The sequence below is a fragment of the Variovorax sp. AC194 genome (assembly GCF_979257995.1).
This window is the reverse complement of sequence record NZ_OZ409823.1, coordinates 4,318,057-4,344,828: the sequence shown is the minus strand read 5'-3', so window position 1 is coordinate 4,344,828 and position 26,772 is coordinate 4,318,057. Positions and strand designations below refer to the sequence as shown.

General features: G+C 64.4%; 23 protein-coding genes, 1 tRNA gene and 1 riboswitch. Of the genes, 13 read left to right on the top strand and 11 right to left on the bottom strand.

Annotation, left to right across the window (positions count from 1 at the left end; all coding sequences use genetic code 11):
• The first annotated feature begins 17 nt into the window (after window positions 1-17).
• Genes nirD through ACZYRS_RS20730 form a run of 3 tightly spaced genes read left to right on the top strand, consistent with a single transcriptional unit; the run spans window position 18 to window position 3,031 of the window.
• The gene (gene nirD / locus ACZYRS_RS20740; protein WP_463420757.1) at window positions 18-359 is read left to right on the top strand and encodes a nitrite reductase small subunit NirD; all 342 of its coding nucleotides are present in this window, start codon (window positions 18-20) and stop codon (window positions 357-359) included.
• A gap of 58 nt (window positions 360-417) precedes the next feature.
• Window positions 418-1,230 carry a formate/nitrite transporter family protein gene (locus tag ACZYRS_RS20735; RefSeq protein WP_013540903.1) on the top strand — a complete coding sequence of 271 codons (813 nt, stop codon included), beginning with the start codon at window positions 418-420 and terminating at the stop codon, window positions 1,228-1,230.
• A gap of 34 nt (window positions 1,231-1,264) precedes the next feature.
• Window positions 1,265-3,031 (top strand): protein kinase domain-containing protein, encoded by a 1,767-nt coding sequence (locus ACZYRS_RS20730; protein WP_463420756.1) that lies wholly within the window; start codon window positions 1,265-1,267, stop codon window positions 3,029-3,031.
• A 76-nt stretch (window positions 3,032-3,107) separates the two neighbouring features.
• Here the strand turns inward: ACZYRS_RS20730 and ACZYRS_RS20725 are convergent, their stop codons facing one another.
• Window positions 3,108-4,013, bottom strand: coding sequence for a LysR family transcriptional regulator (locus ACZYRS_RS20725; protein WP_463420755.1), 906 nt, complete (start codon window positions 4,011-4,013; stop codon window positions 3,108-3,110).
• Window positions 4,014-4,129: 116 nt separating this feature from the next.
• Here ACZYRS_RS20725 and ACZYRS_RS20720 point away from each other — a divergent pair, with 116 nt between their 5' ends.
• Both ACZYRS_RS20720 and ACZYRS_RS20715 read left to right on the top strand, forming a co-directional pair.
• A complete protein-coding gene (locus ACZYRS_RS20720; protein ID WP_198784380.1) occupies window positions 4,130-5,083 on the top strand; it encodes an alpha/beta fold hydrolase in 954 nt (317 codons plus the stop codon).
• A gap of 87 nt (window positions 5,084-5,170) precedes the next feature.
• A complete protein-coding gene (locus ACZYRS_RS20715; protein WP_198784379.1) occupies window positions 5,171-5,962 on the top strand; it encodes an SDR family NAD(P)-dependent oxidoreductase in 792 nt (263 codons plus the stop codon).
• A gap of 22 nt (window positions 5,963-5,984) precedes the next feature.
• Here ACZYRS_RS20715 and ACZYRS_RS20710 read toward each other — a convergent pair whose 3' ends face one another.
• Window positions 5,985-6,284 carry a hypothetical protein gene (locus ACZYRS_RS20710; protein WP_463420754.1) on the bottom strand — a complete coding sequence of 100 codons (300 nt, stop codon included), beginning with the start codon at window positions 6,282-6,284 and terminating at the stop codon, window positions 5,985-5,987.
• Between the two features lie 666 nt (window positions 6,285-6,950).
• Here ACZYRS_RS20710 and ACZYRS_RS20705 point away from each other — a divergent pair.
• The 3 genes from ACZYRS_RS20705 to ACZYRS_RS20695 all read left to right on the top strand — a co-directional run bounded on the left by ACZYRS_RS20705 (window position 6,951) and on the right by ACZYRS_RS20695 (window position 9,392).
• Complete coding sequence (locus ACZYRS_RS20705) at window positions 6,951-7,598, top strand: hypothetical protein (protein ID WP_463420753.1); 648 nt, start codon at window positions 6,951-6,953, stop codon at window positions 7,596-7,598.
• 89 nt (window positions 7,599-7,687) lie between these two features.
• Window positions 7,688-8,137, top strand: coding sequence for a hypothetical protein (locus ACZYRS_RS20700; RefSeq protein WP_463420752.1), 450 nt, complete (start codon window positions 7,688-7,690; stop codon window positions 8,135-8,137).
• 613 nt (window positions 8,138-8,750) lie between these two features.
• Window positions 8,751-9,392 (top strand): hypothetical protein, encoded by a 642-nt coding sequence (locus ACZYRS_RS20695; protein WP_463420751.1) that lies wholly within the window; start codon window positions 8,751-8,753, stop codon window positions 9,390-9,392.
• A 305-nt stretch (window positions 9,393-9,697) separates the two neighbouring features.
• Here ACZYRS_RS20695 and ACZYRS_RS20690 read toward each other — a convergent pair whose 3' ends face one another.
• Genes ACZYRS_RS20690 through ACZYRS_RS20655 form a run of 8 tightly spaced genes read right to left on the bottom strand, consistent with a single transcriptional unit; the run spans window position 9,698 to window position 16,896 of the window.
• Window positions 9,698-10,012: a gamma-butyrobetaine hydroxylase-like domain-containing protein gene (locus ACZYRS_RS20690; RefSeq protein WP_463420750.1), complete on the bottom strand. Its 315-nt coding sequence runs from the start codon at window positions 10,010-10,012 to the stop codon at window positions 9,698-9,700.
• Window positions 10,002-11,000, bottom strand: coding sequence for a HEAT repeat domain-containing protein (locus ACZYRS_RS20685; RefSeq protein ID WP_463420749.1), 999 nt, complete (start codon window positions 10,998-11,000; stop codon window positions 10,002-10,004). Before ACZYRS_RS20685 ends, ACZYRS_RS20690 begins: the two co-directional genes overlap by 11 nt.
• A 7-nt stretch (window positions 11,001-11,007) precedes the next feature.
• A complete protein-coding gene (locus tag ACZYRS_RS20680) occupies window positions 11,008-11,856 on the bottom strand; it encodes an ABC transporter ATP-binding protein (RefSeq protein ID WP_463420748.1) in 849 nt (282 codons plus the stop codon).
• Window positions 11,853-12,650, bottom strand: coding sequence for an ABC transporter permease (locus ACZYRS_RS20675; protein ID WP_463420747.1), 798 nt, complete (start codon window positions 12,648-12,650; stop codon window positions 11,853-11,855). Before ACZYRS_RS20675 ends, ACZYRS_RS20680 begins: the two co-directional genes overlap by 4 nt.
• A gap of 28 nt (window positions 12,651-12,678) precedes the next feature.
• Window positions 12,679-14,091, bottom strand: a complete 1,413-nt coding sequence (locus ACZYRS_RS20670) for an ABC transporter substrate-binding protein (protein ID WP_463420746.1) — start codon at window positions 14,089-14,091, stop codon at window positions 12,679-12,681.
• A 35-nt stretch (window positions 14,092-14,126) separates the two neighbouring features.
• A complete protein-coding gene (locus ACZYRS_RS20665; protein ID WP_463420745.1) occupies window positions 14,127-14,360 on the bottom strand; it encodes a 4Fe-4S dicluster domain-containing protein in 234 nt (77 codons plus the stop codon).
• 32 nt (window positions 14,361-14,392) lie between these two features.
• A complete protein-coding gene (locus tag ACZYRS_RS20660; protein ID WP_463420744.1) occupies window positions 14,393-16,129 on the bottom strand; it encodes a fumarate reductase/succinate dehydrogenase flavoprotein subunit in 1,737 nt (578 codons plus the stop codon).
• Window positions 16,126-16,896 carry a GntR family transcriptional regulator gene (locus tag ACZYRS_RS20655; protein WP_463420743.1) on the bottom strand — a complete coding sequence of 257 codons (771 nt, stop codon included), beginning with the start codon at window positions 16,894-16,896 and terminating at the stop codon, window positions 16,126-16,128. The genes ACZYRS_RS20660 and ACZYRS_RS20655 overlap by 4 nt, the downstream gene beginning before the upstream one ends.
• Window positions 16,897-17,103: 207 nt before the next feature.
• On the opposite strand from ACZYRS_RS20655, the gene ACZYRS_RS20650 reads away from it, so the two are divergent.
• The 4 genes from ACZYRS_RS20650 to ACZYRS_RS20635 all read left to right on the top strand — a co-directional run bounded on the left by ACZYRS_RS20650 (window position 17,104) and on the right by ACZYRS_RS20635 (window position 22,720).
• Window positions 17,104-17,177 (top strand) — tRNA-Gly (locus ACZYRS_RS20650).
• 612 nt (window positions 17,178-17,789) lie between these two features.
• Complete coding sequence (locus tag ACZYRS_RS20645) at window positions 17,790-20,081, top strand: alginate lyase family protein (protein ID WP_463420742.1); 2,292 nt, start codon at window positions 17,790-17,792, stop codon at window positions 20,079-20,081.
• Between the two features lie 315 nt (window positions 20,082-20,396).
• Window positions 20,397-21,752, top strand: a complete 1,356-nt coding sequence (locus ACZYRS_RS20640) for an ABC transporter substrate-binding protein (protein ID WP_463420741.1) — start codon at window positions 20,397-20,399, stop codon at window positions 21,750-21,752.
• Window positions 21,737-22,720 carry a LysR family transcriptional regulator gene (locus tag ACZYRS_RS20635; RefSeq protein WP_463420740.1) on the top strand — a complete coding sequence of 328 codons (984 nt, stop codon included), beginning with the start codon at window positions 21,737-21,739 and terminating at the stop codon, window positions 22,718-22,720. The genes ACZYRS_RS20640 and ACZYRS_RS20635 overlap by 16 nt, the downstream gene beginning before the upstream one ends.
• A gap of 76 nt (window positions 22,721-22,796) precedes the next feature.
• Here ACZYRS_RS20635 and ahcY read toward each other — a convergent pair whose 3' ends face one another.
• Entirely contained in the window at window positions 22,797-24,233 is a 1,437-nt protein-coding gene (ahcY, locus tag ACZYRS_RS20630) for an adenosylhomocysteinase (protein ID WP_463420739.1), read from the bottom strand.
• A 62-nt stretch (window positions 24,234-24,295) separates the two neighbouring features.
• Window positions 24,296-24,400, bottom strand: a riboswitch (S-adenosyl-L-homocysteine riboswitch).
• A 194-nt stretch (window positions 24,401-24,594) separates the two neighbouring features.
• On the opposite strand from ahcY, the gene ACZYRS_RS20625 reads away from it, so the two are divergent.
• On the top strand, window positions 24,595-26,691 hold the full coding sequence (locus ACZYRS_RS20625) for an acetate--CoA ligase family protein (protein WP_463420738.1): 2,097 nt from the start codon (window positions 24,595-24,597) through the stop codon (window positions 26,689-26,691).
• Window positions 26,692-26,772 lie beyond the last annotated feature (81 nt).

Sequence of the window (26,772 nt, the reverse complement as noted above, 5' to 3'; positions counted from 1 at the left end):
AACCGAGGATCTCCACGATGACCACCGACACCCTCCAATGGACCGCCGTGTGCGCGGCCACCGACATCCTCCCCGACACCGGCGTCTGCGCGCTCGTGGAGGGCGTGCATGTCGCGATCTTCAACGTGGGCCGGGAACAGGCCTTCTACGCCATCGACAACGTGGACCCGAAGGCCAACGCCAGCGTGTTGTCGCGCGGCCTCGTGGGCAGCCTGGGCGAGCGCATCGTCGTCGCCTCGCCGCTCTACAAGAACCACTTCGACCTGCGCAGCGGCGAATGCCTCGAAGCGCCCGAGTACTCGGTGCGCGCGCATGCGGTGCGCGTGCATGAAGGCCGTGTGCTGGTCGCGCTCGGCTGAGCCGCGCACTTTCGATTCTTTCGATTCTTTCTCTTCCCCGCTTCTTCAAGGAACCCTGATGGCCTACCTAGCCCCCGCCGAGTTCGTGACCAAGATGGTCGATGCCGGCGAATCCAAGCTGCTGATGTCCACCCGCGACACGCTCATCCGCTCCTACATGGCCGGTGCCATCCTCGCGCTCGCCGCGGCCTTCGCCGTGTCCATCACCGTGAACACCGGCAATGCGCTCGTGGGCGCGATGCTCTTTCCGGTCGGCTTCATCATGCTGTACCTGCTGGGCTTCGACCTGCTGACGGGCGTGTTCACGCTCGCGCCGCTCGCGGTGCTCGACAAACGCCCCGGCGCCACCTGGGGCGGCGTCATGCGCAACTGGAGCCTGGTGTTCGTGGGCAACTTCGCGGGCGCGCTCACGGTGGCCGTCTTCATGGCGATCATCTTCACCTTCGGCTTCAGCGAGGCGCCCAACGCCATCGGTGAGAAGCTCGGCCACATCGGCGAAGGCCGCACCGTGGGCTATGCGGCGCACGGCGCGGCCGGCATGCTGACGCTGTTCATCCGCGGCGTGATGTGCAACTGGATGGTCTCCACCGGCGTGGTCGCGGCCATGATGTCCACCACCGTGTCGGGCAAGGCCATCGGCATGTGGATGCCGGTGATGGTGTTCTTCTACATGGGCTTCGAACACTCGATCGTCAACATGTTCCTGTTCCCCACCGGCTTGCTGCTGGGCGGCAAGTTCACATTGATGGACTACCTGATCTGGAACGAGATTCCCACCGTCATCGGCAACCTCGTCGGCGGCCTCACCTTCGTGGGGCTGACGCTGTACTCGACGCACTACAAGACGGCGCCCAAGCGCAAGGCCAGCTGAGCGCCGGTCGCTCAGACGCACACGCATCGCTTCGATGCTGATGCCCACGCACAAGGCGCTGCGCGTTGCGCTCGGCCAGCACTCGCTGGCCAAGCCCGATGCAGCGAACCAGGTCAACCAGGTCAACCAGGATTTCCACGGCGCGATGCTGCCCGAGGGCACGCTGCGCCTGTCCAAGGGCATCGCGGTGGCGCTGGCCGACGGCATCGGCTCCAGCCGCGTGAGCCAGGTGGCGAGCGCGGCGGCGGTGCGGGGCTTTCTGGACGACTACTACGCGACCTCCGATGCGTGGTCGGTGCGCCGCGCGGCCCAGCGCGTGCTGAGTGCCACCAACTCGTGGCTGCACGCGCAGACCATGCGCAGCGACGCGCGCTTCGACAAGGACAGCGGCTACGTCTGCACCTTCAGCGCGCTCATCTTCAAGGGCCGCGACGTGCACATGCTGCACGTGGGCGATGCGCGCATCCATCGCCTGCATGCGAACGGGCTGGAGCAACTGACCGAAGACCACCGCGTGCACCTGTCGTCGGTGGAGTCGTACCTCGGGCGCGCGCTGGGCGCGGGGCCGAACGTGGAGATCGACTACCGCTGCTGGGAGGCGGAGGTGGGCGAGGTCTATCTGCTGGCCACGGATGGCGCCTATGCGTACCTCGATGCCGCCGCGGTGCACGACGCGATCGCGCGGTGCGGCGACGACTTCGACGAAGCCGCGCGCCTTCTCACCGAGACCGCGCGACATCGTGGCAGCGACGACGACTGCACGGTGCAGCTCGTGCGCATCGACGAACTCCCGCCCGCCGACGCCGCGCCGCTGCCCCTGCAGCGCGAGGGCCTCGCCATCGCGCCGCCGCTCGCGCCTCGCGCGCGCTTCGAAGGCTTCACGCTCGTGCGCGAACTCCATGTGAGTTCGCGCAGCCATGTGCACCTGGCGGTGGACGACGCGAGCGGGCAGCAGGTGGTGCTGAAGCTCCCGTCGGTCGACCTGCGCGACGACCCGGAATACCTCGACCGCTTCGTGCTCGAGGAATGGGTGGCGCGGCGCATCGACAACGTGCATGTGCTGAAGGCCAGCGCAATCGATCGCGCGCGCGGGCACCTGTACGTCGCGATGGAATACGTCGATGGCCAGACGCTCGCGCAATGGATGGTCGACCACCCGAAGCCATCGCTCGACAGCGTGCGCCGCATCGCCGAGCAGCTCGCGAGCGGCCTGCAGGCGCTGCACGGCAAGGAGATGCTGCACCAGGACGTGCGCCCCGAGAACGTGATGATCGATCGCACCGGCACCGTGCGGATCATCGACCTCGCGACGACGCATGTGGCGGGGCTCGCCGACGGTGCGGGCGAGGGCAGGCCGCTCGCGATCACGGGCACGCTGCAGTACACGGCACCCGAGTACTTCACGGGGCAGGGCGGCAGTGCGCGGTCCGACCTGTTCTCGATGGCGGTGATCGTCTACCAGATGCTCACGGGCCAGCTGCCTTACGGGCTGCACGCGTCGCGCGTGCGGTCGCCGGCCGATGTGAACCGGCTGCGCTACGTGCCGGCGCGCCACCTGCGGCCCGAGCTGCCCGAGTGGGTCGATGCGGTGCTGCAGAAGGCGCTGAATCCGAATCCGCTGAAGCGGCAGGAGGCCGTGTCCGAACTCGCGCACGACCTGCGGGCGCCGGGCCAGGAGTTTCTGCGCCCGCGCCTGCCGCCGTTGATCGAAAGGCACCCCGTGCGCTTCTGGCAGGGCACCACCGCGCTGCTGGCGATCGTGTCGGTGGTGCTGCTCGGGGTGTTGATCCTGGGGCGGTGAGGCTGCCGGGTTCAGTGCACGGATCGCGGCGGCGCCAAGCCGGCGATCGAAGACCTCGGCATGGCGCCGCGTCGATTCATTTCACCACCAGCGGCGAGCCGTGAAACGCGTGGACCAGAAAGTCGACCATCACCCGCACCTTCGCGCTCAGATGGCGGCGGCTCGCGTAGATCGCCAGGATGTCGACGGGCGGCATGTGATAACCGGTCATGACCTCGACCAATCGACCGGCCCGCACATCCTCGCCGATCACGAAGCTCGGTTGCCAGATGACGCCGGCACCAGCGAGCGCCGCGGCGCGGGCGGTCTCGCCATTGTTGGCACGCAGGGCCCAGCGCACGCGCACCGATGCCAGCGTCCCGCCGGGGCCGGCGAACTGCCACTCGTCGGAGGTCGCACCGTACGTGTAGCCCAGGCACGCATGCCGCGAAAGGTCCGCCGGGACCTTGGGCATGCCATGGGTCGCCAGGTATGCGGGCGAAGCGCAGACCAGGTTCTGCGAGCCGCCCAGCCGGCGCGCGATGTGGTTGCCCGACGTGGTGCGAGAGATGCGGATGGCCAGGTCGTAGCCCTCTTCGACGATGTCGACCACGCGGTCGATGAGCGCGATGTCGAGCTCCACATCCGGGTACATCGCCATGAACTTGGGCCACAGGGGCGCCAGCACGAGGCTGCCGAAACTCAGCGGCGCGTTGATGCGCAGGCGCCCACGGGGCTGGAGCGACGCGGTGGTGGCCAGCGCCTCGGTCTCCGCCACTTCTTCAAGGATCGACGTGGCCCGCTCGAACAATGCTTCGCCGCCTTCGGTGAGCGACAGGCGGCGCGATGTGCGGTTGATCAGCCGCGTGCGCAAGTGCGCTTCCAGCTCGTTGACGTAGCGCGTCACATTGGCCGGGGAGGTGTCCAGCGCGTCCGCCGCCTTGGTGAAACTGCCCTTCGCCACGACGGTGACGAAGACCTCGTACGCGCGCAATCGGTCCATGGGGGCGGTCTTTGATCATTCAGTAAAGCTGAATGATTTAACCATCTTTGCGCCCTTCCTGAAAGCGAAGCTGAATCATAAATTCACGCCATCCCCAACAGAAAGGACCTTCGAAAATGACCGATGCCACTCTCACCCCCGCACCCACCCGCCGCTCGCTGATTGCCGGCGCAGTCGCGCTCGGCGCCACCCTGACGGTGGGCTCCGCAGCGCACGCCGCACCTGCCGCCGACGCGGTGCCGGGCTTTCGCGCGGGCTCCGCAGAGGTGAACGGCACCCGCATCCATTACCGCATCGGCGGCACCGGGCCGGCCGTCGTGCTGCTGCACGGCTACGCCGAGACCGCGCACATGTGGAACCCGCTGATGCCGCTGCTCGCGAAAACGCACACCGTGGTCGTGCCCGACCTTCGGGGAGCCGGCAGTTCGTCCAAGCCCGAGACGGGCTACGGCAAGAAGAACATGGCCGTCGACATCCACGAGCTCGTCCGCTCGCTCGGCATCCGCAGCGCGAGCATCGTCGGCCACGACATCGGCCTGATGGTGGCCTACGCGTATGCCGCCCAGTTCCCTTCGGAGACCGACAAGGTGGTGCTCATGGACGCCTTCCTGCCCGGCATCGGCCAATGGCAGAACGTCTGGCTCCTGCGCGACCTCTGGCACTTCCATTTCCACGGCAAGACGCCGCTGGCGCTCGTGAGCGGGCGCGAGCGCATCTACTTCGAGCACTTCTGGAACGACTTTGCGGCCGACCCCAAGCACTCGGTGCCCGAGGCCGATCGCCGGTTCTACGCCAAGGCCTACGCGCAGCCCGGCGGCATGCGCGCCGGATTCGAATACTTCAAGGCCTTCGAGCAGGACGCGGCCGAGTTCGCCGAACTGGGCAAGACGCCGCTGCCCATGCCCATGCTGGTGCTCTCCGGCGAGAAGGCCGGCGGCACCTTTTTGATCGAGCAGGGCAGGATGGTGGCGACCAACGTGCAGGGCGTGATCGTCAAGGGGTCCGGGCACTGGCTCATGGAAGAGGCGCCGGAGCAGGTCATTCCGGCGTTGATCAACTTCCTGGCATAGCGAAAAATGGGCCCCGTCGCCGAACGGCGGGTGCCCACCGCATGCCGCCAACGGACACAAACCTCGAACTGACCAAGGAGCATCGACATGGACCTTCAACTCAACGGCAAGCTCGCGCTGGTAAGCGGCAGCACCGCAGGCATCGGCTATGCCATCGCGCGCACGCTGGCCCAGGAGGGCGCGAGCGTCATCGTCAACGGCAGGTCGCAGGCGGCGGTCGACGAGGCGGCAGAGCGCATCCGCTCGGAAACGAACGGCACCGTTCTCGGCTACGCCGGAGACCTCAGCCGGGCCGATGCTGCCGAGGAAGCCGTGCGCCGCCACCCCGGCATCGGCATCCTGGTGAACAACCTGGGCATCTTCGAGGCCAAGGCTTTCGAAGACATTCCCGATGAAGACTGGCAGCGCTTCTTCGACGTCAACGTCCTGAGCGGCGTGCGCCTTGCACGCCTGGTGCTGCCGGACATGAAGCGCACGAACTGGGGGCGGATCATCTTCATCTCGAGCGAAAGCGCGGTGCAGATCCCCACCGAGATGATTCACTACGGCATGACCAAGACCGCGCAGCTCGCCGTGTCGCGCGGGCTCGCGGAATCGCTCGCGGGCACGAACATCACGGTGAACAGCGTGCTCCCCGGCCCGACGAAATCGCGCGGCGTCGGCGACTTCGTGGAGGGCATGGCGCGCTCGAGCGACAAGAGCTTCGAGCAGGTCGAGGCGGAGTTCTTCGACCACGTGCGCCCGACCTCGCTGATCAAGCGCTTCGCGACGCCACAGGAGGTGGCCTCGCTCGTGGCCTACGTGGCGAGTCCGCTCGCCTCGGCGACCACGGGTGCGGCCCTTCGCGTCGATGGCGGCGTCGTCAAGAGCGCCTTCTGACGAACGCCGACGACCGAAGACCTCAGCACGGCGCCGCGTCGGCCTTGTTCACTGCCAGGCGCAGCGCATGCATCGTGGCATCGGCCGTCTCGATGCGGCGCTGCAGCGCCTCGTTCACCAGCCGCATCAGGGCGCTCAACTCGGTGCGGAGGGGAGAGGCATCTTCCGCGTCGCTCGCATGCGTCGGAACGACGAGCTTCTCGATGCACGCGTAGGCGAGCCGCACGTCGTGCAGGCTGTCGATGTCGTCGCAGGTCTGGAGCGCGAGCGATGCGGCGCTGTGAGGGGCGAAGGGTTCGGGGGACGGGGGAACGTGAGCCATGTATGGCCTCCAAGAGCTTTGGTTACTTGAACAAAGCCACAGGCACTGCAAGAGTGACTGCGGCGTGCGTCGCAAGTGATTTCAGCGGGAGGTCCAAGCCCGATCACGCCTGTTTTTGACGTGACGGGCGGAGTATAGCCAGCGGATGTTTGCTGCTTGCAGCGGGCGTGTGACCTCCGCCACGAACGGCGATTGAGATCAAGGCGAAATCACTGTCCGTTCACGCTGAGCTTGTCGAAGCGCTGCGCGAGCAATCGGCAATGCGGTGATGGGCGTGATGTGCCAGCCCAATCATCGAGATGAGCTATTTCCGCAGGACCGGGAGTGCAGATCAGAGGTAGATTGGTGCTCCAAAGCTGACGTTGATATATAGGTTGCGAGCGTTCGCTTTGCAGCGGAAGCAGCCGCTGGTAGCTGTGGAATAAACAAGTTGGGAAACAGACTTTCATAGCCCTGCCTCGCGCCTGAACATCGTTCGGTTCAGCGGGCTGGACACCGCCATGTCCTCGTTCGGGAGGCTGACCGCGATATCAATGATGCGGAAGGTGAATACACACATGTACGCATAGCAGAGGGCAGCAAGGCGGAAGACATGCGATGAACCTCATGGCAAGATCACCGAGCGCCGAATATGCAAAGGCTAATCCACACCAATGAAGGAATTCAGTGAGCCGCCCAATCGCAGAGCAACCAAGTCTTAAAGCGAAGATTCTTGCCACCTTGCTCAAACTGGCAGACGACGAGCGAAATGTCGACCTTAAGCAACCAACTGCAAGCCAACTATGGGAACTGGATCACCGTATCAATGACTACCTCTTTGAACTCAATGAGGCCAACGCTATTCAATATGAAGAGATTGGAGAAGACGGATTCGTACCGATTGTTATTTGTTCCGTCAGCCGACAGACACTTGACCATCTTCTCGGCTGCCTGTCAGCAATAACGGGTGAAATCAACCTACTTGACGACAGAGTTAAGTCCCTTCTTAAGCATGATCCAAATAGACTACGTGAAGACATTGCGCAATCGGAGCGGCACATTGCTGAGGCGAGGGATCAACTACAGAGGAACCCGATTCTTGCCTCCCTCAAATCGCCTCTCGACGACATCAGCCGACACTTTGAGAGCATTCGGAGGGTTGCTGAAAATTACGATGACGTGTATCGAAATATCCTAAGGCCGGTACAAGAGGAGGGCAAAAGTGGGGTTCGAGCTACAGTGCGGTGGGCGATTATTGGAATCGTCCTCTCTTGCATCGTGTCAAACTACAAGGACATTTGGGCCCTTATTCAAGCCGTTCGCGGTGCAGGCTAATCTTTTTTTAAAAGGACTAGCCCCGGCAAATCGGACCAAGTCAATCACGTCAAGTATTAAATGCTTATTGATGCCACAAAGACCAAAATATGCCTAAAGTCACCGCATTATCTAGAGAGCAGATCGAAAAAGAGGTTCTCGCCAAGCTTGATCAGTACAAGAGTCGGAGCGTGCTTGAGCAGTACGCCATATTCATGGGTAAGGCTCAAATTTTGGAATTCCGACTTAAGGGACTGCTCGCTCGTAAGTTTAGCGTTCCGTTGGAAGATATGGAGCGCTGGACGCTCGGAAAAACAAAGAACGAACTCAGCCAGCGGGGGCTTCGGCCAGATTTTCTCAATTACCTGGATGGCGTCGTCAATCACCGAAATAATATGGCACACGAGTTCCTCGTCAATACAGAGATCGCCTGCTCAATCGCCAACTTCACTGAACGAAAACTCTACGGTGATTTGTTTCGTGGCCTCTACGAGCTCGAACAAATAATTATTCTCTACGACTGGTGTGAAGAAAATGACGGCTGGTTATCGCTTGCCTAACAGTTCATTCAAGCCGACGCCGGTTTCCAGTTCCGCTTAATTCAGGCGTTGAGAGGCTGCTTCGGCGAGTGGCCACAGCACCGCTGAGGGCCTTAAGCGCCGAAGGGCATTGCTCCTTAATGTGGTCTGCGACTCCCAACCTAGCTAATCAAAACTCTGGATGAGCGTTGTGCGAGTCCTGCTCCGGAAGTTCACGAGCCCGCATCTTCCAGTTGATTACGCAGGATCTGTAGGGTACATTACATTAGATTTTTCACTTAATAGGTTGTACATCATGTTGGTTAAACGAGTCGACTTAGGAAATGGGGGGAGTTTTGGCGTTGTTGTCGCCCCCCTTAAAGGAACATCCTTTGAAAGCGACTGGAATGTCGATACAGACCTTGTGTTGGTTTCATTACTTCACCCTGTAGGAAAATCGTGCACCTATAGTCCGAAAATGGGGCATTATCGGCTTGTGGATAAGCTCGGCCTTGAGGAATCCGATGCAGTCGGTTTGTCTCGTTGGCTGGATTCTGAATTGCACACTCAATAGTCATAAAGATTTGTTCGCGCGGAAGCCATTCCGCGATTTTGGCAAATCTTATGTTAGATGTTATGAGATGGGAGGCGCATTATGAAGTCTAGGGAGCTTTTTACAATTCACGATTTAATTGCAAGCAATTATTCAATAAAAAAATTGCCATCCGGCAGGTACCGACATCAGTTCACCCCCGCGACTACAGCCACTATCTATGAATTTGAGGCTAACGCGACGCCGGTAATCACTGAAGGAGAGCGATACAACATTGGATACACGATCGACTCGGCTAGCCGAAACATCATTGACCTCTCGGCACTATCGCTCACTTCACAGGTCAATCCGATGCTGAGCTTTCTAGCCGCACAGCATATCGCTGGGGGAAACTTCTCTATCGAGAAAGCGAAGAACGATCAGCGCGTTTCCCATTCAGCCACGGAGGGGTACTACTGGGGGAAAAAGTACGCGTGGCGCATGTTCGGGACAGTCATCGCCAAAAGCGCATTCTTCGAGTATTTGGAAGAAATTGGCCACCCCTCTATTCCGTGCATAACGCGAGATCCCGATCTTCCGTACTCGAACGATGAGTCCACTGCCTACGCAGAAGAAGGACTTGAAGGCGCAGTCCGCAACCTCATTGAATCATGCACACGAGCGTCGGCTGCCTACTTTAGATCGCCGCTTTACTCAAAGAGGTTCACTATCAAAGGCATTAATGCACTCACCGACAAGAAGTGAAATTTAACCCTGATCAACTGAGTCGTGCCGCTCGGTTCAACCATTGAGCGTCAGCTTCTACTAGCCGCGACTGGCTCATCTTGGCCGGATGTAGCCGGCCGCATGTTGTCGTGATCGGGCCGGAACCAGGCTCTCGACTCGACCGACCACTTTTCGGTAAGAAGCGATGTCGGCTTCGGTTAAGGGTTGTCCAACACCTGCCCTCAGGCGACTGACTGCAACCAGTCCAAGCAGACATTGAGCGCAGCCACGTAAGTGCCGGCTATTGGCCGGACCGCCGAGATCCAGACCTTGGAGTGAAAAGGCTATGACTTGATCAGGGTGTCATGGCCGATCACACACGCTCCCAGCAACTCCCTCAAAAACACCCAAGGAAAAATCCCCCGGTCGTGCCCATCGCTGAACACGAACTGCACCCCATAGGCCCCCACCGGCTGTATGTCCGCGAGTTGCACATCGACTGCATCGCCATCGCGACCAGCCGCCCGCAGCACCTTGCAATCCGCACAAGGACAACTGTCCCGCAGCAGCTGGTACGTGGCCAGATACCGCTCCCCATCGCCCCAGCAAAACTCCAGCGCAGCGCGCGCGCGATGGTCGACGATGGACTCAGGCGCCATGGCCCGCCTTCCCGATCTGCACGATCGCCAGCCGGGCGGACTTGCGCACTTCCGGATCGGCATCGTCCGCAGCAAGTTCGAGCGCGGGCAGCGCCGCGGCATCGCCGATTTCGCCCAGCGCCAGCGCGGCTTCCTTGCGCAGGTTGCTGATGCTGTGGCCCAGCGCGGCGAGCAGCGGCGCGACGCTCTCGGCACTGCGCAGCCGCCCCAGGCTGCGGGCCGCACGCAGGCGCACCTGCCAGTAGGGATCGTCCAGCGCCACGAGCAGCGCGGCGGTCGCGGCGGGCTGCTGCAGCTTGCCAAGCGCGGTGGCCGCTTCTTCGCGCACCTGCCAGCTCGCATCGCGCAGCGCGGTTTCCAGTGCCTCGCGCGCATCGGTGTCGCCGGCCGCGAAGGCGAGGGCGCCCACGGCCGCGCGGCGCACTTCGTCCACGGGGTCGGAGGCGGCGAGCGCGGCCAGCGCAGGCAGCGCGGCCGCGTGCTTCAGGTAGCCGAGCACGCCGATCGCTTCGCGGCGCAGGGCGATGGCATCGGCGGTGTCCTGCGCGGCGCGCGGCTCCTGCAGCACCGCCAGCGCGGGCGCGGCGCTTGCAGGCACGCGCAGCTCGCGCAATGCGCGCAGCACGGCGGCGCGCACTCGCGCCGGCCCGGTGCCTGCATGCGGCAGCAGCCACGCAGCCGATGCGGGCTCCTTCAGCTCGGCCAGGCTGTGGGCGGCGGCTTCGCGCACCTGCGCATCGGTATCGTCGAGCGCCTCTGCCAGTCCTTCGACGGCGGACTGGTTTTCCATGGTCTCCAGCGCCAACGCGGCGGCGGCGCGCACAGCCGGCGTGTCGTCGCGCAGGGCCGCGACCAGCAGCGGCGTGTGCGCCTCGTCGGAGAGGTCGCCCAGGTCCATCACGGCGATGCGGCGCACTTCGGCGTCGGGCGAGGCCAGCCGTTCGGCAATGGCCTGCAGTTCGGGGTCGTCGAGGGTCGAGGGGTTCATTCTTTTTCTAGATGGCAAAGCGCAGTTGCGCAGCGGTGGGCGCGCCCAGCGGCGTGAGGCGTTCCAGCGGCGCGCTGGCGGCCGCGTGCGGATGCAGCAACTGCAGGCAGTGCCGCTTGAGCGCGGTGAATTCAGGCGAGGTGACCAGCGACGGATCGCGCGGCCGCGCGAAGTCGAGCGCGAACTCGGCCACGATGCGCCCCGGCCGCGGCCCCATCACGAGCACGCGGTCGCCGAGGAACAGCGCCTCGTCGATGTCGTGCGTGATGAAGACGATGGTGGTGCGCACGCGCGCCCACGCATCGAGCAGTTGGCGCTGCATCATCAGCCGCGTCTGCGCATCGAGCGCGCCGAAGGGCTCGTCCATCAGCATCACGCGCGGGTGGTTGATGAGCACCCGCGCGATCTCCGCGCGCTGCTGCATGCCGCCCGAGAGCTGCGAGGGGTAGAAGCCCGCGAAGTCGTCCAGCCCCACGAGCCGCAGCATCTCGTGCGCGCGCGCATGGCGCTCGCGGCGGCCGACGCCCTGCATCTTCAGGCCGAAGGCGACGTTGTCGAGCACCTTCTTCCAGGGGAAGAGCGTGTGGTGCTGGAACACGAGGCCGCGGTCCGGGTGCGGTCCGCGCACCGGCTCGCCGTCCACGCGGATCGCGCCGCTCGCAGGTGTCAGGTGCCCCGCGAGCGCGCCCAGCAGTGTCGATTTGCCGCAGCCCGAAGGCCCGAGCAGGCAGACGAACTCGCCGGGCTCGACATGGAGCGTGATGTCCTGCACCGCATCGAAGGCCTGCGCGCCCTGGCCGAGGCGCACGCGCAAATCGTCGATGGCGATGCGGCCGGTCTGCACGTCGGCCTTCATGCGCGTTGCTCCTGCACCGCGCGCCAGGGCATCAGCGACTGGCCGACCCGGCGCACCAGCGCGCTGCTGCCCATGCCGAGCACGCCGATGAAGAGCATGCCGACCACGATGTCCGCGTAGTTCTGGATCGTGTACGACATCCACGTGTAGTAGCCGATGCCGAACTGGCCCGAGATCATCTCGGCCGTGACCAGGCAGAACCACGCGGTGCCCATGCCGATGGCAAGGCCCGTAACGACGCTGGGCAGCGCGCCCGGCAGAACGACCTCGCGGAACACCGCGAGGCGGCCCGCGCCCAGGCTGCGCGCCGAGGCGACCAGGCGCGCATCCACCGCCTCCACGCCGTGCACGGTGTTGAGCAGAACGGGAAAGAGCGCGCCGACGAAGGTGATGAACACCATCGACGCCTCCGACGACGGAAACATCAGGATGGCCAGCGGAATCCACGCGACGGCGGGAATCGGCCGCAGCACTTCGAGCGGCGGCAGCAGCGTGTCCTCGGCCCAGCGGGCGCGGCCGATCGCCAGGCCCAGCGCCACGCCGGCGACAGCGGCGAGGCCGAAGCCGATGAACACGCGGCGAAGGCTCGCCGACAGGTGCTGCAGCACCAGCGGCGACTGCACCAGCGACCACGCCGATTCGGCCACCTCGCGCGGCGGCGGCACGTTCTGGAAAGTGATGAAGCCCAGGTTCATGCGCTCGCGCGTGGCCAGGTGCCATGCGAGCACGCACAGGAGCAGCGCGGCGATGCGCCACGCGGCGCGGGGCAGCTTGTCGTTCAAGGAGCTGGCCATGGTGACGTTCTCTAAACAGAGGAGGGCGTCAGCCCGCGAGTGCGGCGCGCACGCCCGCGAAGTCCTGCACCTTGCCGCCGTGCTTGGCGGCCCAGCCCTCGGCCTGGTCCTTGAGCAGGAAGGCATCGACCTCGCCCTTGGCGCCGAGCACGAACCACGCATCGGCGGCCAGCAGCTTGTTGCCGCTGTTGCGGTCTTGCGCATAGACCACGCGCGCCTTCTTGCCGGCCTTCTCCAGCTTCTGCAGGTCGCCCAGCGCGTTCTCGGGCGAGGCGTAGTGGCGCACCAGCGGCTCGCCTGCGACCCACACCTGGGCCACGCGGCTCACGTCGGTGATGGGCTTGCCGGTCGATGCGTCCTTGGCCACCAGCGGGGCGCGGGCGTAGTTCTTCAGTTGCTTGTCGTAGTCCAGGCCCGCCTCCGTGAACGCAGTGCGGATGTAGCCGTCCTGCACGAAGGCATTGGCGTCGATGTCGTTGTCGGTGCGCTTCAAGAGGCGCAGCGTGTCGAGCGATGTCTTCACCGCCTGGCGGTACTCGGGCTTCCAGCTCAGGTCGCGCGTCTGCAGGCCGAGCGGGCCGTGAAAGAGGTAGTTGACCTCCGCCTCGATGCCCGTGACCTTGGCGATCAGCTCGCTGTACTTCTCGGGCTCGGCGGCCACGAGGCGGTCGGCCTCCAGTGCGGCGCGCAGGTACGCGGTGACGACCTCGGGGTACTTCTTCGCGTACTCCTCGTCGACCAGGCTGCCGTGGAAGGTGGGCGCGTTGGCCTGCGACCCGTCGTAGATCTTGCGGGCGAAGCCGCGGTACGGAAAGAGCTCGGCGAAGGGCACGAAGTCCGCATGCGCCTCGACCTTGCCGGCCTGCAGCGCGGGGCCCGCCACCTCGGGCGCCTGGGTGGTGATGTTCACGTCCTTCAGCGGGTCCCAGCCCTGCGCCTGCACGGCGCGCAGCAGCATGCCGTGCGCGGTCGAGGCGAAGGGCACGGAGATGGTCTTGCCCTTCAATTCGGCGAGCGACTGCACCTTCGAATCCTTCGGCACGACGATGCCGTTGCCGCTGCCCGTGGTGCTGCCCGAGAGCACGGTGATGAAGATGCTCTTGCGCCCCGCCTTCTGGAAGGCCGCGCCGTTGAAGCTGCCCGGAAAGTCGGCCATCGAGCCCAGGTCGAGCTTGCCCGCGACCATCTCGTTGGTGAGCGGCGCGCCGGAGGTGAAGTTCTTCCACTCGATCTGGTACTGCGCGTCCTTGTACTTGCCGGTGCGGGGCAGGTATTTTTCCAGCAGCTTGAGCTCGCGGATCAGGAGGCCGCCGGTGGCGCAGTTGATGGTGGTGTCCTGCGTGCCGATGGCGATGCGGATGGTCTCGGCCTGCGCAGTGGGAAGAGTCAGCAGCAGGCCGAGGGTTGCGCCCCACAGGGACAGGATTCTCTGGGTCTTCATCGTAATGCTCCGGGTTGAAATGCGGGCGCCGCGGCTCAGCGCAGCAGGTAGGGGATGTCGACGGTGACCGCGCCCGTGGGGCAGTCCTTCTCGCAGGGCATGCAGTACCAGCACTCGTCGAACTTCATGTAGGCCTTGCCCTTGATGAGGTCGATGGCGAGCACGTCGAGCGGGCACACGTCCACGCAGACGGTGCAGCCCTTGTGGGCGATGCACTTGTCGTCGTCGATGCGCACGGGCACGCTGGTGGGGTTGAAGGCGATGGGCATGTGGGGTTCTCTTTTTTGTCGTGGTGCAGGCGTCAGGCCGCGACCGGCTCGCGCGCGGCGGCGGGCACGCGCAGGTGCTGGTAGGCGGACATCTCGTGCGCGTCGAGCGGCACGATGTACGCGTCGACCGGGCGCTTGAAGCTCACCATCGCGTCGCCTCGCTTTTGCAGCTGCGTGTGGCAGAACCAGTCGCGGTCGTTGCGCTCGGGAAAGTCCACGCGGTGGTGGTAGAGGCCCCAGCGGCTCTCGGTGCGGTAGAGCGAGGCGCGCGCGGCCATCTCGGCGCAGTCGCGAATCGCATGCACCTCCATCGCGCGCATCAGCTCGTGCGGGCCGGGCGCGGCGAGCTGTTCGAGGTCTTCGTGGATCTGCTCGAAGCGCGAGAGGCCGATCTCCATCTTGCGCGTGACCTTGGGCGGCTGCAGGTAGTCGTTGACCATGCGGCGCAGCTTGTATTCGACTTGCGCGGGGGGCAGGCCGCCGCTGCGAAGGAGCGGGGCGCTGACGCGGGCGTGCTCGCGTGCGACCTGTTCTTCATCGAGCGCGGGCAGCTCGGTCTCCGCGCAATGCCGCGCCGCGCTCTCGCCCGCGAGGCGGCCGTAGACGAAGGCGCCGAGCATGTAGTTGTGGGGCACGCAGGCGAGGTCTCCCGCGGCGTGCAGGCCCGGCACCGTGGTGCGTGCGTGCTCGTCCACCCACACGCCCGAGGCCGAGTGGCCGCTGCACAGGCCGATCTCGGAGATGTGCATCTCCACCATCTGCTCGCGGTAGTCGGTGCCGCGCCCGGCGTGAAAGCGCCCGCGGCTGGGGCGCTCGTTGGTGTGCAGGATCTGCTCGATGGTGGCGATGGTCTCCTCGGCCAGGTGGCTCAGCTTGAGGAAGACGGGGCCGTTGCCGCCCTGCAGCTCGTTGTAGAACTCCATCATCATCTGGCCGCTCCAGTAGTCGCACTCGATGAAGCGCTCGCCCTTGTTGTTGGTGGTGTGGCCGCCGAAGGGGCCGGTCACGTAGGCGCAGGCGGGGCCGTTGTAGTCCTTGATGAGCGGGTTGATCTGGAAGCACTCGATGCCGGAGAGCTCCGCGCCCGCGTGGTAGGCCATGCTGTAGCCGTCGCCCGCGTTGGTCGGGTTCTCGTAGGTGCCGAAGAGGTAGCCCGACGCAGGCAGGCCCAGCCGCCCGGCCGCGCCTGTCGCCAGCACCACCGACTTGGCGCGGATCACGTGGAACTCGGCCGTGCGGCAGTCGAAGGCCATCGCGCCCGCGATGCTGCCGTCGGCCGCCGTCAAGAGGCGCGTGACCACCAGGCGCTGCGACATCTCCACGCGCGTGCGCTTCAGGCGCCGGTACAGCACGTTCTTGATGTTGTGGCCCTCGGGCATCGGCAGCACGTAGGTGCCCATGTGGTGGACCTTGCGCATCGCGTAGTCGCCGGTCTCGTCCTTCTCGAACTTCACGCCCCAGCGGTCGAGCTCCTCGATCATCGAATAGCTGTTGCGCGCATAGGCCATCACCGTCTTCTGGTTGACGATGCCGTCGTTGGCGGTGGTGATCTCCTTGACGTACTGCTCGGGCGTGGCGAAGCCGGGCACCACGGCGTTGTTCAGGCCGTCCATGCCCATCGAGATGGCGCCGCTGCGCTTGACATTGGCTTTCTCGAGCAGCAGCACTTCGAGCTTGGGGTTGGCTTCTTTGGCCTTCACGGCCGCCATCGGGCCGGCCGTGCCGCCGCCGATGACCAGCACGTCGACGGTGCGGGTGAGGATGTTCATGGGTGGGCCTTCGTGGGGTGGCTGCGCGCGATGCGAAGGCGATGCTGGAACGCATCGCCGCGGAAATAGAGGTCTTCGAAATCCAGCGGCGCGCCCTCGGCCGTGTGCGTGAGGCGCTCCACGCGCAGCACGGCGGTGCCTTCGGGCACGCTCAGCGAGCGGGCGAGGAGTTCGTCGGCGAGCATCGCGTCGATCTGCAGGTCGGCGTGGCCGAGCGCGATGCCGTAGTCGTTCTCCAGGATGAGGAAGATGTCGCGCCCCGCAAGGTCCGCCTGCCGCAGCCGCTCGCCGATGGCGTGGGGCAGGTAGGTCACCTCGTAGGACACCGGGGCGCGGTTCAGGTGCCGCACGCGCTTGATCTGCGCGACCGGCGCGCCCTCGGCCAGGCCCAGGCGCTGCGCCACGCGGGGTGACGCGGGCACTGTCTTGTGGCTGGTGACCTGGTTGCGGATCTCGTAGCCCATGCGGCCCATCGATTCGGCAAAACCTTCGAGCTGGCCCAGTTGCTGGAACGCCTTGGGCTTGGCAACGAAGGTGCCCTTGCCCGGGATCTTGAAGATCAGGTTCTCGCGCTGCAGGTCGCTGAGCGCCTGGCGCACCGTGATGCGGCTGACCTTGAAGAGCGCGACCATTTCGCTCTCGGAGGGCAACTGCGCATGCGGCGCGTAGGTGCCGTCGAGGATGCGCTCGCGCAGCGTCTCGCGAACCTGCGTGTAGAGCGGAACGGGTGAAAAGGCGATGGGCTCGAGCGCCCTGGCGAAAGACATGCGGCTGACCTGTCATGACCGGTTGAATGAGGCCGGATGCTAGGCAGCGGTGCTTCTTTCGTTAACGAACAAAAACGTGCTTCGATATGCGGAAAGTGATGCGGGCCGCCCCGCGCAGCGGCGACGCCCGGCGCAGAGCGCCCGTGATTCCTCTGTAGAATCGCGCGCTTGGGTCTGCAACCCGTCTGAATTCAACGGGTTGCCAATGCGGGTGTAGTTCAATGGCAGAACGGCAGCTTCCCAAGCTTCATACGAGGGTTCGATTCCCTTCACCCGCTCCAACGCTCCAGCTCCCGTCTCCCATGCGGGGCTGCAGCCAGTCGGCAAGGCTGCCCGACCAACCGCCCAGCTCCAACTACAACTCCGGTTCCGATTCCGTTCCAAGGCATCTTTGCGCCGATGTCGCCAACTGGTTGAGCGCGCGAGCCGTGGATGGTGTCGCTTCGGCGCCGGGCCTATGGCGCCCCGCATGAAACACGCGCCCGCCTTGAGGCCACTCCCGAAAGATCGTTTCGGCTGAGAGCCCGTCGAGCGATCCGGTTGCTCGTGCGCCTCCAGCATCGCGCGAGGGCAGCCATTGCGCCAAAAATGAAATTCAGCCACTCATTTTTCAGTGCAATCCGGTGCCTGCTATTTTGTTGCCATATGTGAAACTGTTGATTCGGTGGGAGGAGTCGTCCCATCTGTCGCCTCGTCTGCGAGGGCGGCCTCTTGATCACAGCGCCCGGTACAACACGGGGCGGCGCACCTCATCTATGCAGTCCTACTTCAATAGAAAACCAAAGGCTTAACCTTGTCCCCAGCTGAGCCACGGCCCACAAAGAGGGCGGATTCGCATCCGATGGAAATCGATACTTCGGTGCTCATATTTCACTCTTGGATGAGTGCCAGGATTGGCCCGCATCGCGCGCCGAAAATCCTCCGATGCGGATCGCAGGCTCATCGCTGAAATCAACACCTCGAAAAAATCTTGCGGTGCCATATCGGGCTTCGCGACTTTCCATGCATTCGCCAAGAAGGCTTCCATGTTCGATAAAAAAAACTTTGCTGCTGCGTTGCTCGTGTTGAGCTCGGTCGTGCTCCCGGGTTGCGGTGGCGGAAGCGAGGGGTTTGCCCTGCCGGGCGGCACGCAGCAGACCCCCGCTGCGACAGGAGAGACACCAGCGGTTCCCGTTGCGACGGGAGGCGCCCCCGCGGTTCCCGTTGCGACGGGAGGCACACCGGAGATTCCCGCCGCCCCGGCAGACACGCCGGTGGCCCGCGTCATCAAGCACCCGGGCGTTGGGGTCTCGCTCTCGGATCTCGCGACGCTCAAGACATACATCGACCAGGGCAGGGAGCCGTGGACGTCCGGCTTCAAGCAAGTGGCGGGCAGCCCCATGTCCAGGCTCAGCTACGGAGGGTATGGCCCGTTCGCGAAAGTGAGCCGCGCCCCTGACGAGAACCTCTGGGCCTGGCGCAACGACATGGTCGCGATCTCGAATCTGTCGCTGATGTGGTACTTCACCCGTGACGAGCGGTACGCGGTGAACGCGCGCAAGTTCCTGCTCGGGTGGGCCACCACCCACACGGAGTTTTCGGGGCGCGAGTCGATGCTCGACCTGGGCGACTACGCGCTCCAGTTCGTGGGCGGCGCGGAAATCCTGCGCACCACCTGGCCCGGCTGGAAAGAGGCCGACACGGCGGTCGTCAAGAAGTACTTCAAGGACGTGCTGATGCCGGCGGCGAACCCCTATGGCGAAAGCTCGTTCGGTGCAGCCAACAAGGGCGCACTGTCCCTCGCCGCGCTGGGGCTGATGGCGATCTACACCGACGACATCGAGACATTGGACAGGGTCGTCTATCAGACCCGCACGCTGGCCCACATCGGGCTGCGCAACTCCAACGACATCGGCATGCTGGGCGACTCGCTGCGCGACCAGGGACATGCCTATGGGCAGCTCAAGTCGCTGACCGTGCTGGCCGAGGCGCTCTGGAGCCAAGGCATCGACATCTATTCCGATTTCGACAACCGCCTCTTGGCCGCGGGCGAGTATTTCGCGAGGGTGAACGAGCGCGTGCCCACGCCGGCGCTTCCGTTCGGCACCACCGATCGCTACTACCTCACCGATGTCACCGGGCACGGCTGGGACGGCGCCAATGGCGGGAGCCTGGCGCTGACACAAATCTATGGCGCCTACGTGCTGCGCAAGGGCCTGCAGGCACCCTTCATCGCGCAGAGGCGCCTCCGGATGCCGGTGGACGGCGCCAGCTTCATGTTCCTGAAGGACGCCGACACGTCGAAGGCGACGCCGCCGCCGGCGCTGCCCATTCCCTCGGCCGCGTCGATCACCTTGGGGTTCAGCAGTGCCGACATCGGTGGCGCCAGCCCGGCCGGCTCGGCCACCTATGCCGCCGGCAAATGGAACGTGGCCGGGGCGGGCTACGACATCTGGGGCGAACGCGACAGTTGCCACTTCGCCTACAAGGCGATCACCGGCAACGGCACCATCGTCGCGAAGGTCGAGTCGCTCGAGAACACCCACCCGTCCGCGGTGGCGGGCGTGATGATGCGCACAAGCCTGGAACCAGGCGCTCCGCGCGCCTGGATGGCGATGAACTACAAAAGTGAAGTCTTGCAGAACATGACGAAGCTGGCGGTGTACGGGGGCTCGAACTACGCGAACAAGGTTGCGAGCGCCGGGCCCACTCACTGGGTGAAGCTCGAGCGCATCGGGAACATCATCACCGGCTACGTTTCTCCCGATGGCACCAATTGGGCCGCCACCGATGTCGGCCGCATCGACGCTCCCGTTCCCGACACGGTCTATGTTGGATTGGTGGTCTCTTCGGTCACGGGCAAGCTGAACAACAGCGTCTTCAGCAACGTGCAGGTCACCGGTGGCGACAGCGGTGCGCCGAGCGTCGTCCCCGCGGCTCCCGCCATGTTGCTGGCCTCGCCGGGCGATGGCGCCGTCCCGCTGCGCTGGCAGGCATCCTTCGGGGCCACCGGCTACACGGTCGGCCGCTCCGCCTTCAGCGGCGGACCCTACGAGGCCGTCGCGTCCGGCGTTGCGGGCAGCAGCTACACGGACACCTCCGTGGTCAACGGCACCACCTACTACTACACCGTGACGGCGAGCAACTCCGCTGGAACGAGCGACAGTTCTCCGTCGGACAGCGCCACACCGGTCGCGCGACGGTGAACGTCGCTGCAGGCGGCACCGCGAACCACCGCGGAGGCGACGCAACCAACGCGACCCACGCCCAACGCGCCTTCGACCAGAGCTCGCCGTCGCAATGGCTCTGCGCGGGCGCGACCGGGAGCTGAAGACCTGCGCGATCGCGGCTCCGGGTTTCTGTCGCTCCTGGCGGCTCAACATCACGGCCAACCATGGCGACAGAACTTTCACGGAACGAGCCGACCGGTTGCCGAGGTCTTCGCAGGTGTGCGACTTTTGCGAACACGGCCACCGAAAAATGCTAACCCGGGCACCTTTCACAATCCCTAGGATTGTGAAATGAACCCACCCCAACAGGCCGGCGAGGCGACGCAGACGAAATCATCGATGCGTGGCGGCCTCCCCAAAGAGCCATCCCCCGCGCATGAACGAGAGCCTCATGCCCGTCGCGTCCGCACTTCAGCTGTCGGATGGCGATGTCTCTTCGCTGTTGCGCAATGGCTTTCAAGCTTCCTTCGCGCCAACGGAACGCAAGGCAGAACCGATGGCCGGCCGGGACCAGTTCTGGTCGATCCGATTTCCTCACAGGTGAAGCAAATGTTCAAAAGCGCAGTCAGATGGATCGGCATCTTGGTGGGAGCCGTCGCGATGCTCACGGTCACGCACGCAGAGGCGCAAACGCCGAGGAAGAAGGTGCGGATCGTGGTGGGGACGCAGGTTCTCAACATCTCCTATCCGACGCTGAACCTTCCCCTGGCGCTCGGCTATTGGCGCGACGAAGGCTACGACGTCGAACTCATTCCGTTGGCGCCGCCGGCACAGACCATCGCGCTGCTGATTGCAGGCCAGGCGGATTTCGCGCAGATCAACGCGAGCGTCGCGGTGCAGGCGCAGTCGCTCAACAGCCAGCCGGTCAAGCTCGTCGTGAACAACGGCGTGGTCGACTGGAGCATCGGCGTGCTCGAAGATTCGCCCCTGCGCTCGATCACCGATTTCAAGGGCAAGACCATCGGCGTGTTCGGCCTGGGGTCGGGCGGGGTCGCCATCCTGCGCGCCTACCTCAAGGAGAAGGGCATCGATCCGGACAAGGATGTCCAGTTCATCGCCACCGGCGCGGGCGCACCGGCCATCGACGCGCTCAAGAGCGGGCGTGTACAGGGCCTGATGTTCTGGGCCTCTGCCATGGCGGGCTTCGAGAACGCGGGCTTGAAGATGCGCTACCTGCGCGGCGAAGACTGGCGTGCCTTGCCCGACTTCAGCATCGCGGCGATGTCCAAGACGATCGAATCGGACCCCAAGATGGTGGAAGCCATCGCACGCGGCATGGCGAAAGCTTCCGAGTTTGCATTTGCCAACCCCGACTGCGTTCGCCGAATCCAGTGGAAATCCTGGCCCAACACGAAGCCCACGGGGCAGGTGGAGCCGTCGGTGCTGGCGCAGTGGGATGCCAATCTGCTCAAGGCCCAGCTCGATTCCTTCCGCGACGCATACAAGGTCAACGGCGGAAAATACTGGGGCAACGTCGACGCAGCCGCGGTGTCCCGGTTGGAGCAATTCATGCGCAAGTCGGGCCAGGTCAGCCGCGCGGTGCCGGCAAGCGCACTGATGATTGCCGACGCGGATTTCTATCGGAGAGCCAATCAGTTCGATGCATCGGCGATCCGGCAGGCCGCCGAAAAGTGCGCGAACTGGTGACTGCGACGGGTCCGGCGTCCGTCGGGCCGCAGGGCCGGCGAAAGGCGGAGCTGCGCCCGGTGAGCAGCAACGCGCTCAAATACTTCGTGGCCGTTGCGAGGTCGGGTTCGATACGCCGCGCCGCGGAAGAATTGCAAGTGGCGGCCTCCGCGATCTCCCGGCTGATCCAGTTGCTGGAGGAGGAACTGGGCGCCGAACTGCTCGAGCGGCACCGGGGGCACAAGGGTCTCAAGCTCACGGCCGAAGGCCAGGTGGTGCTGAACTATGCGAAGAGCATCGAAGCGGGCCTGGACGCGGTTCGCGACGATATCCGGTCGCTCAAGACCATCCGGACCGGCAAGGTCCGGTTCGGCATTTCCGAATCCTTCACGCGGGAGTTCGTTCCCCAGTTCCTGCATCGCTTTCATGCCGCGTACCCGGGCATCGTGTTCGAGGTCATCGTCGCGGGCGGCAACAAGCTCACTGCAATGCTGGCCAATCACGACATCGACGTGTCCCTGTCGTACATCACGCCGGACGCCTTCAATGTCTCTGTGGTCGAACAGGCCATGACAACGCCTTGCTTGCTGGTGGCGCGCAGCCATCCGTTCGCGCAGCGGGAGTTCGTCGATGTTGCGGAGTGCGCCGGCGAAGACATCGCATTGCCCGATGCGTCGCTGACCATTCGGGAAAGCTACGTTCGCATGTTCGCGAAAGCCAGGATTCGCCCGCGTGGGTTGCTGGTCACCAATTCGTTCGAGCTGATGCGCGCGTCGGCGGGCGCGGGTCTGACGATTGCCGTCGTGGACAGGTACTTCGGCGATCACGAAGCGCCCGCGGGGATGACCTATGTGCCGCTGCGCGGGCAGGGGCTGGATCGCTGGCCGCTGAACGTCAGCATCCATGCCGATCGCGACCTGCCCGCGGCCGCAAGCATCTTCGTGGAGCACCTGCGCACGGCGGTGCGTTCGGTTGCCGCCGACCGCTGACTGATCGACGAAGCACTTGCCGCACATCGCCGGGCAAAGGCTATGTGCAGCACGTGCAGCACGTGCAGCACGTGCCCTAGTAGCGGTAGGCCTCGGGCTTGAACGGGCCCGTCTTGCTCACGCCGATGTAGGCGGCCTGCGCGTCGGAGAGCTCCGTCAACTGCGCGCCCAGCTTTGCAAGATGCAGCTTCGCGACCTTTTCGTCCAGGAGCTTGGACAGCACGTAGACCTTGCCTTTTTCATAGGCCGCCTGTCTTGTGAAAAGCTCGATCTGTCCCAGCGTCTGGTTCGCAAGGCTGGCGGACATGACGAAGCTGGGGTGGCCCGTCGCGCACCCCAGGTTCACGAGGCGGCCCTTGGCGAGCAGGATGATCCGCTTTCCATCGGGGAAGATCACATGGTCCACCTGCGGCTTGATCTCGTCCCATTGGCAGGCCTCGAGCGACGCCACGTCGATCTCGTTGTCGAAGTGCCCGATGTTGCAGACGATCGCCTGGTCCTTCATGCGCTTCATGTGTTCGAAGGTGATGACGTCGCGGTTGCCGGTCGCTGTGACGAAGATGTCCGCCTGGCTTGCCGCCTCGTCCATGGTCACGACGCGGTAGCCCTCCATGGCCGCCTGCAGCGCATTGATGGGATCGATCTCCGTCACCCAGACCTGGGCGCTGAGGGCGCGCAGCGCCTGCGCGGAGCCCTTGCCGACGCCGCCGAAGCCGGCCACCACGGCAATCTTTCCGGCGATCATGACGTCGGTCGCGCGCTTGATCGCATCGACCAGCGACTCCCGGCAGCCATAGGTGTTGTCGAACTTGCTCTTGGTCACGGAGTCGTTCACGGCAATGGCGCGGATGGCGAGTTCGCCCTTGATGCTCATGTCGTTGAGCCTGAAGACACCGGTGGTCGTTTCTTCGGTCACGCCGATGATGTGACGCAGACGGCGGCTGTACCACGTGGGGTCCGTGGCCAGCTTCTTCTCGATGGCTGCGAAGAGGATGCGCTCCTCCGAAGTGGCCGGCTGCGAGATCACGCTGCGATCCTTTTCTGCGCGGCTGCCCAGGTGCATCAGCGTGGTCGCATCGCCACCGTCGTCAAGGATCAGGTTGGGGCCTTCTTCAGGTTCGCCGCGAGGCCCTCCGAACTCGAAGATCCGGTGGGTGTAGTCCCAGTACTCCTCCATCGTTTCGCCCTTGAAGGCGAAGACGGGAGTTCCCTTCGAAGCCACCGCCGCCGCGGCGTGGTCCTGCGTCGAGAAGATGTTGCACGACGCCCAGCGCACGGTGGCGCCCAGCGCTTGCAGCGTCTCGATGAGAACGCCGGTCTGGATGGTCATGTGCAGGGACCCGGCGATGCGTGCGCCCTTGAGCGGCTGCTGCTCTAGGAACTCGTTTCTGATGGCCATGAGGCCCGGCATCTCCGTCTCCGCGATGCGCAGTTCCTTGTGGCCCCAGCCGGCCAACGCGATGTCCGCCACGACGTGATCGCCGGTTGGGCTCGATGTCAATCTTTCGCTCATCTCTTGCTCCTTGTGATGGGTTGTCGTCAGAGCGAGATGAACACCGGGGGCTCACCGCACTCTGTCGGTGAGCGCAGTTAAGGATGCCGGTTCGGGCAGTCTTCCGAGCCTGACGGATCGCAGCTCGCGCAGTGGCGGGCGTGATCGTTGCAGCGCTCCTCGGTGAACAAAAATTCTAGTGTTCGAGCGCTCCTGGTGTGTGTCAAAAATTAGTACGCGGATGCCGAAAATCTGTGATTGACCCGCACATGTGCGCTCCCTAGAGTCGCGGTTCTCGACATCGGTGCCGCATCTCACGCGGCGATCGAGCGATGCCTCTCAAGCCCGTAGGAGCCCCTCTTTGCATTACCTGTCCACGCTCATGAATCCCAAGTCCATCGCGGTGTTGGGCGCGTCGCCGCGACCCGAGGCGATGGGCAATACCGTGATCAAGAATCTCCTGCGCGTCGGGTATGCCGGGGCCATCTATCCCATTCATCCCAGCGCCGATTCCGTGCTGGGTCTGGCATGCCATCGCGACCTGACGGCGTTGTCCGGATCGGTGGATTGCGTGGTGATCGCGCTGGGCGCGGACAAGGCCCTCGATGCCCTCAAGAACGCGCATGCCGCCGGTGCGCGCAGCGCGGTGTTGTACGCAAGCGGGTTCGCCGAGACCGGAGAACAAGGGGCGGCTCTGCAGGTGGAGATCAGCACCTTCTGCCGCGACAACCAGATCAATCTTTGCGGACCCAATTGCCTGGGAATCTTCAGTGTCGAGAACGGCGTGGCGTTGTACAGCGCTGCCGTGCCGGCGGGGCTGGAGGCGGGCGACATCGCGCTCATCTCGCATTCGGGTTCTGCATGCATCGCCTTGAGCAGCCTGAACCGCTTCAAGTTCAGCCACCTGGTGTCGTTGGGCAACGGGGCGGTGACCGATATTCCCGAGTACCTCGACTATGTGGCGCAAGACCCGCGCACCAAGGTCGCCGCGCTCTTCGTGGAGACGTTGCGCGATCCTTCGGCCTTCGCACGCGCCGCCGCGCAGATGCGAAAGGCGGGCAAGCCGATCGTGGCATTGAAGGTCGGCCGGTCCGTGTCCGGTGCTGCCGCGAGCGCCGCGCACACCGGTGCGATCGCGAGCTCCGACACGGCGCTGCTGGCATTCTTCAGGCGCCACGGCGTCACCCTGGTCGAAGACTACGACGAACTGGTCGAGACCGTCGCGCTGTTTTCCACGATCGGCTCGATGCCGCAGGGCGCGGGACTCGGCGTTCTCAATGTGAGCGGCGGCGAACTGTCGATGACCTGCGACATCGCCGAGCGCTGCGGACTGGATCTGCCGGAATTGAACGATGCGACCGTGGCGCACCTCAAGACCGTGCTCCCCGCGTTCGGCGCTCCGCGCAATCCGCTCGATGCAACGGGTGTCGGTGTGTTCGACACCCGGATGTACGGCGACTGCCTGGACGCGCTGCTGAACGATCCTGCGATCCATATCGTTGCCGTGTCGCAGGATTGCCCGGCCTCCATGGGGGAAGACCAGGCGTCGATCTACGAGAAGCTCGCGATCACCGTGGCCGAACGCAGCGCGCGGGCGCGCAAGCCCGTCGTGTTCTTCAACAACCTGTCCGCCAGGATTCATCCGGCCGTGCTCGCGCCGTTGAGCGAAGTGCCCACGCTGTGCGGAATGCGCAATGCGCTGCGTGCCATCAAGCATCTGGTGGACCATGCGGCGTTCATCGCCACCGAGGTCATTCCCAAGACGCCGGGTATTGAACGTCAACAGCAATGGGCGCGCCGCTTCGAATCCGCGGAGCCGCTGACCGAGCGGGAGAGCAAGTCGTTCCTGGAGGCGCACGGAATCCGCGTGACCGCTGAGCGCTTGGCATCGAGCGAGGAAGACGCCGTTGCAAACGCCGATGCCATCGGGTATCCCGTGGTGCTGAAGATCGAATCCGCGGACCTTCCCCACAAGAGCGAAGTAGGTGGCGTCGTCGTCGATCTACCGGACGCAGCCGCTGTGCGAGCGGCATACCGTCAGATCCTGGACAGCGTTGCAAAGAAGGCGCCCGAAGCGCGGGTTGCCGGCGTGCTGGTGCAGCAGATGGTTCGCGGTGGTGTCGAAGCCATCCTGGGTGTCGTGACGCATCGACCCTTTGCACCGGGTGTCGTGGTCGGCGCCGGCGGCGTGCTGGTCGAGATCCTGCAGGACGCCACGTTCGAGCTCGCGCCGGTGGACGTGAAGACCGCCGCCGCGCTGATCGACCAGACGCGGCTGGGCAAGTTGCTGGCCGGTTACCGAGGCGGTGTCGTGGCGGACCGTGACGCGTTGGCAAGAACGCTGGAACGGCTGTCCGACATTGCAGTGGTCTACGCCAACGAGATCGAAGCCATCGACCTGAATCCCGTCGCAGTCCTCGCGCAAGGCCAAGGTGCGGTGGTGCTGGACGCGCTGGTGATCCCGAAGGCTCGGCAATAGCCGCGCCGAAGGTGCCTGCATCGAAAAACCAGGAGACAAGCAAAAATGAAATATGAATGCATCGAACTGAGCATCGAGAAC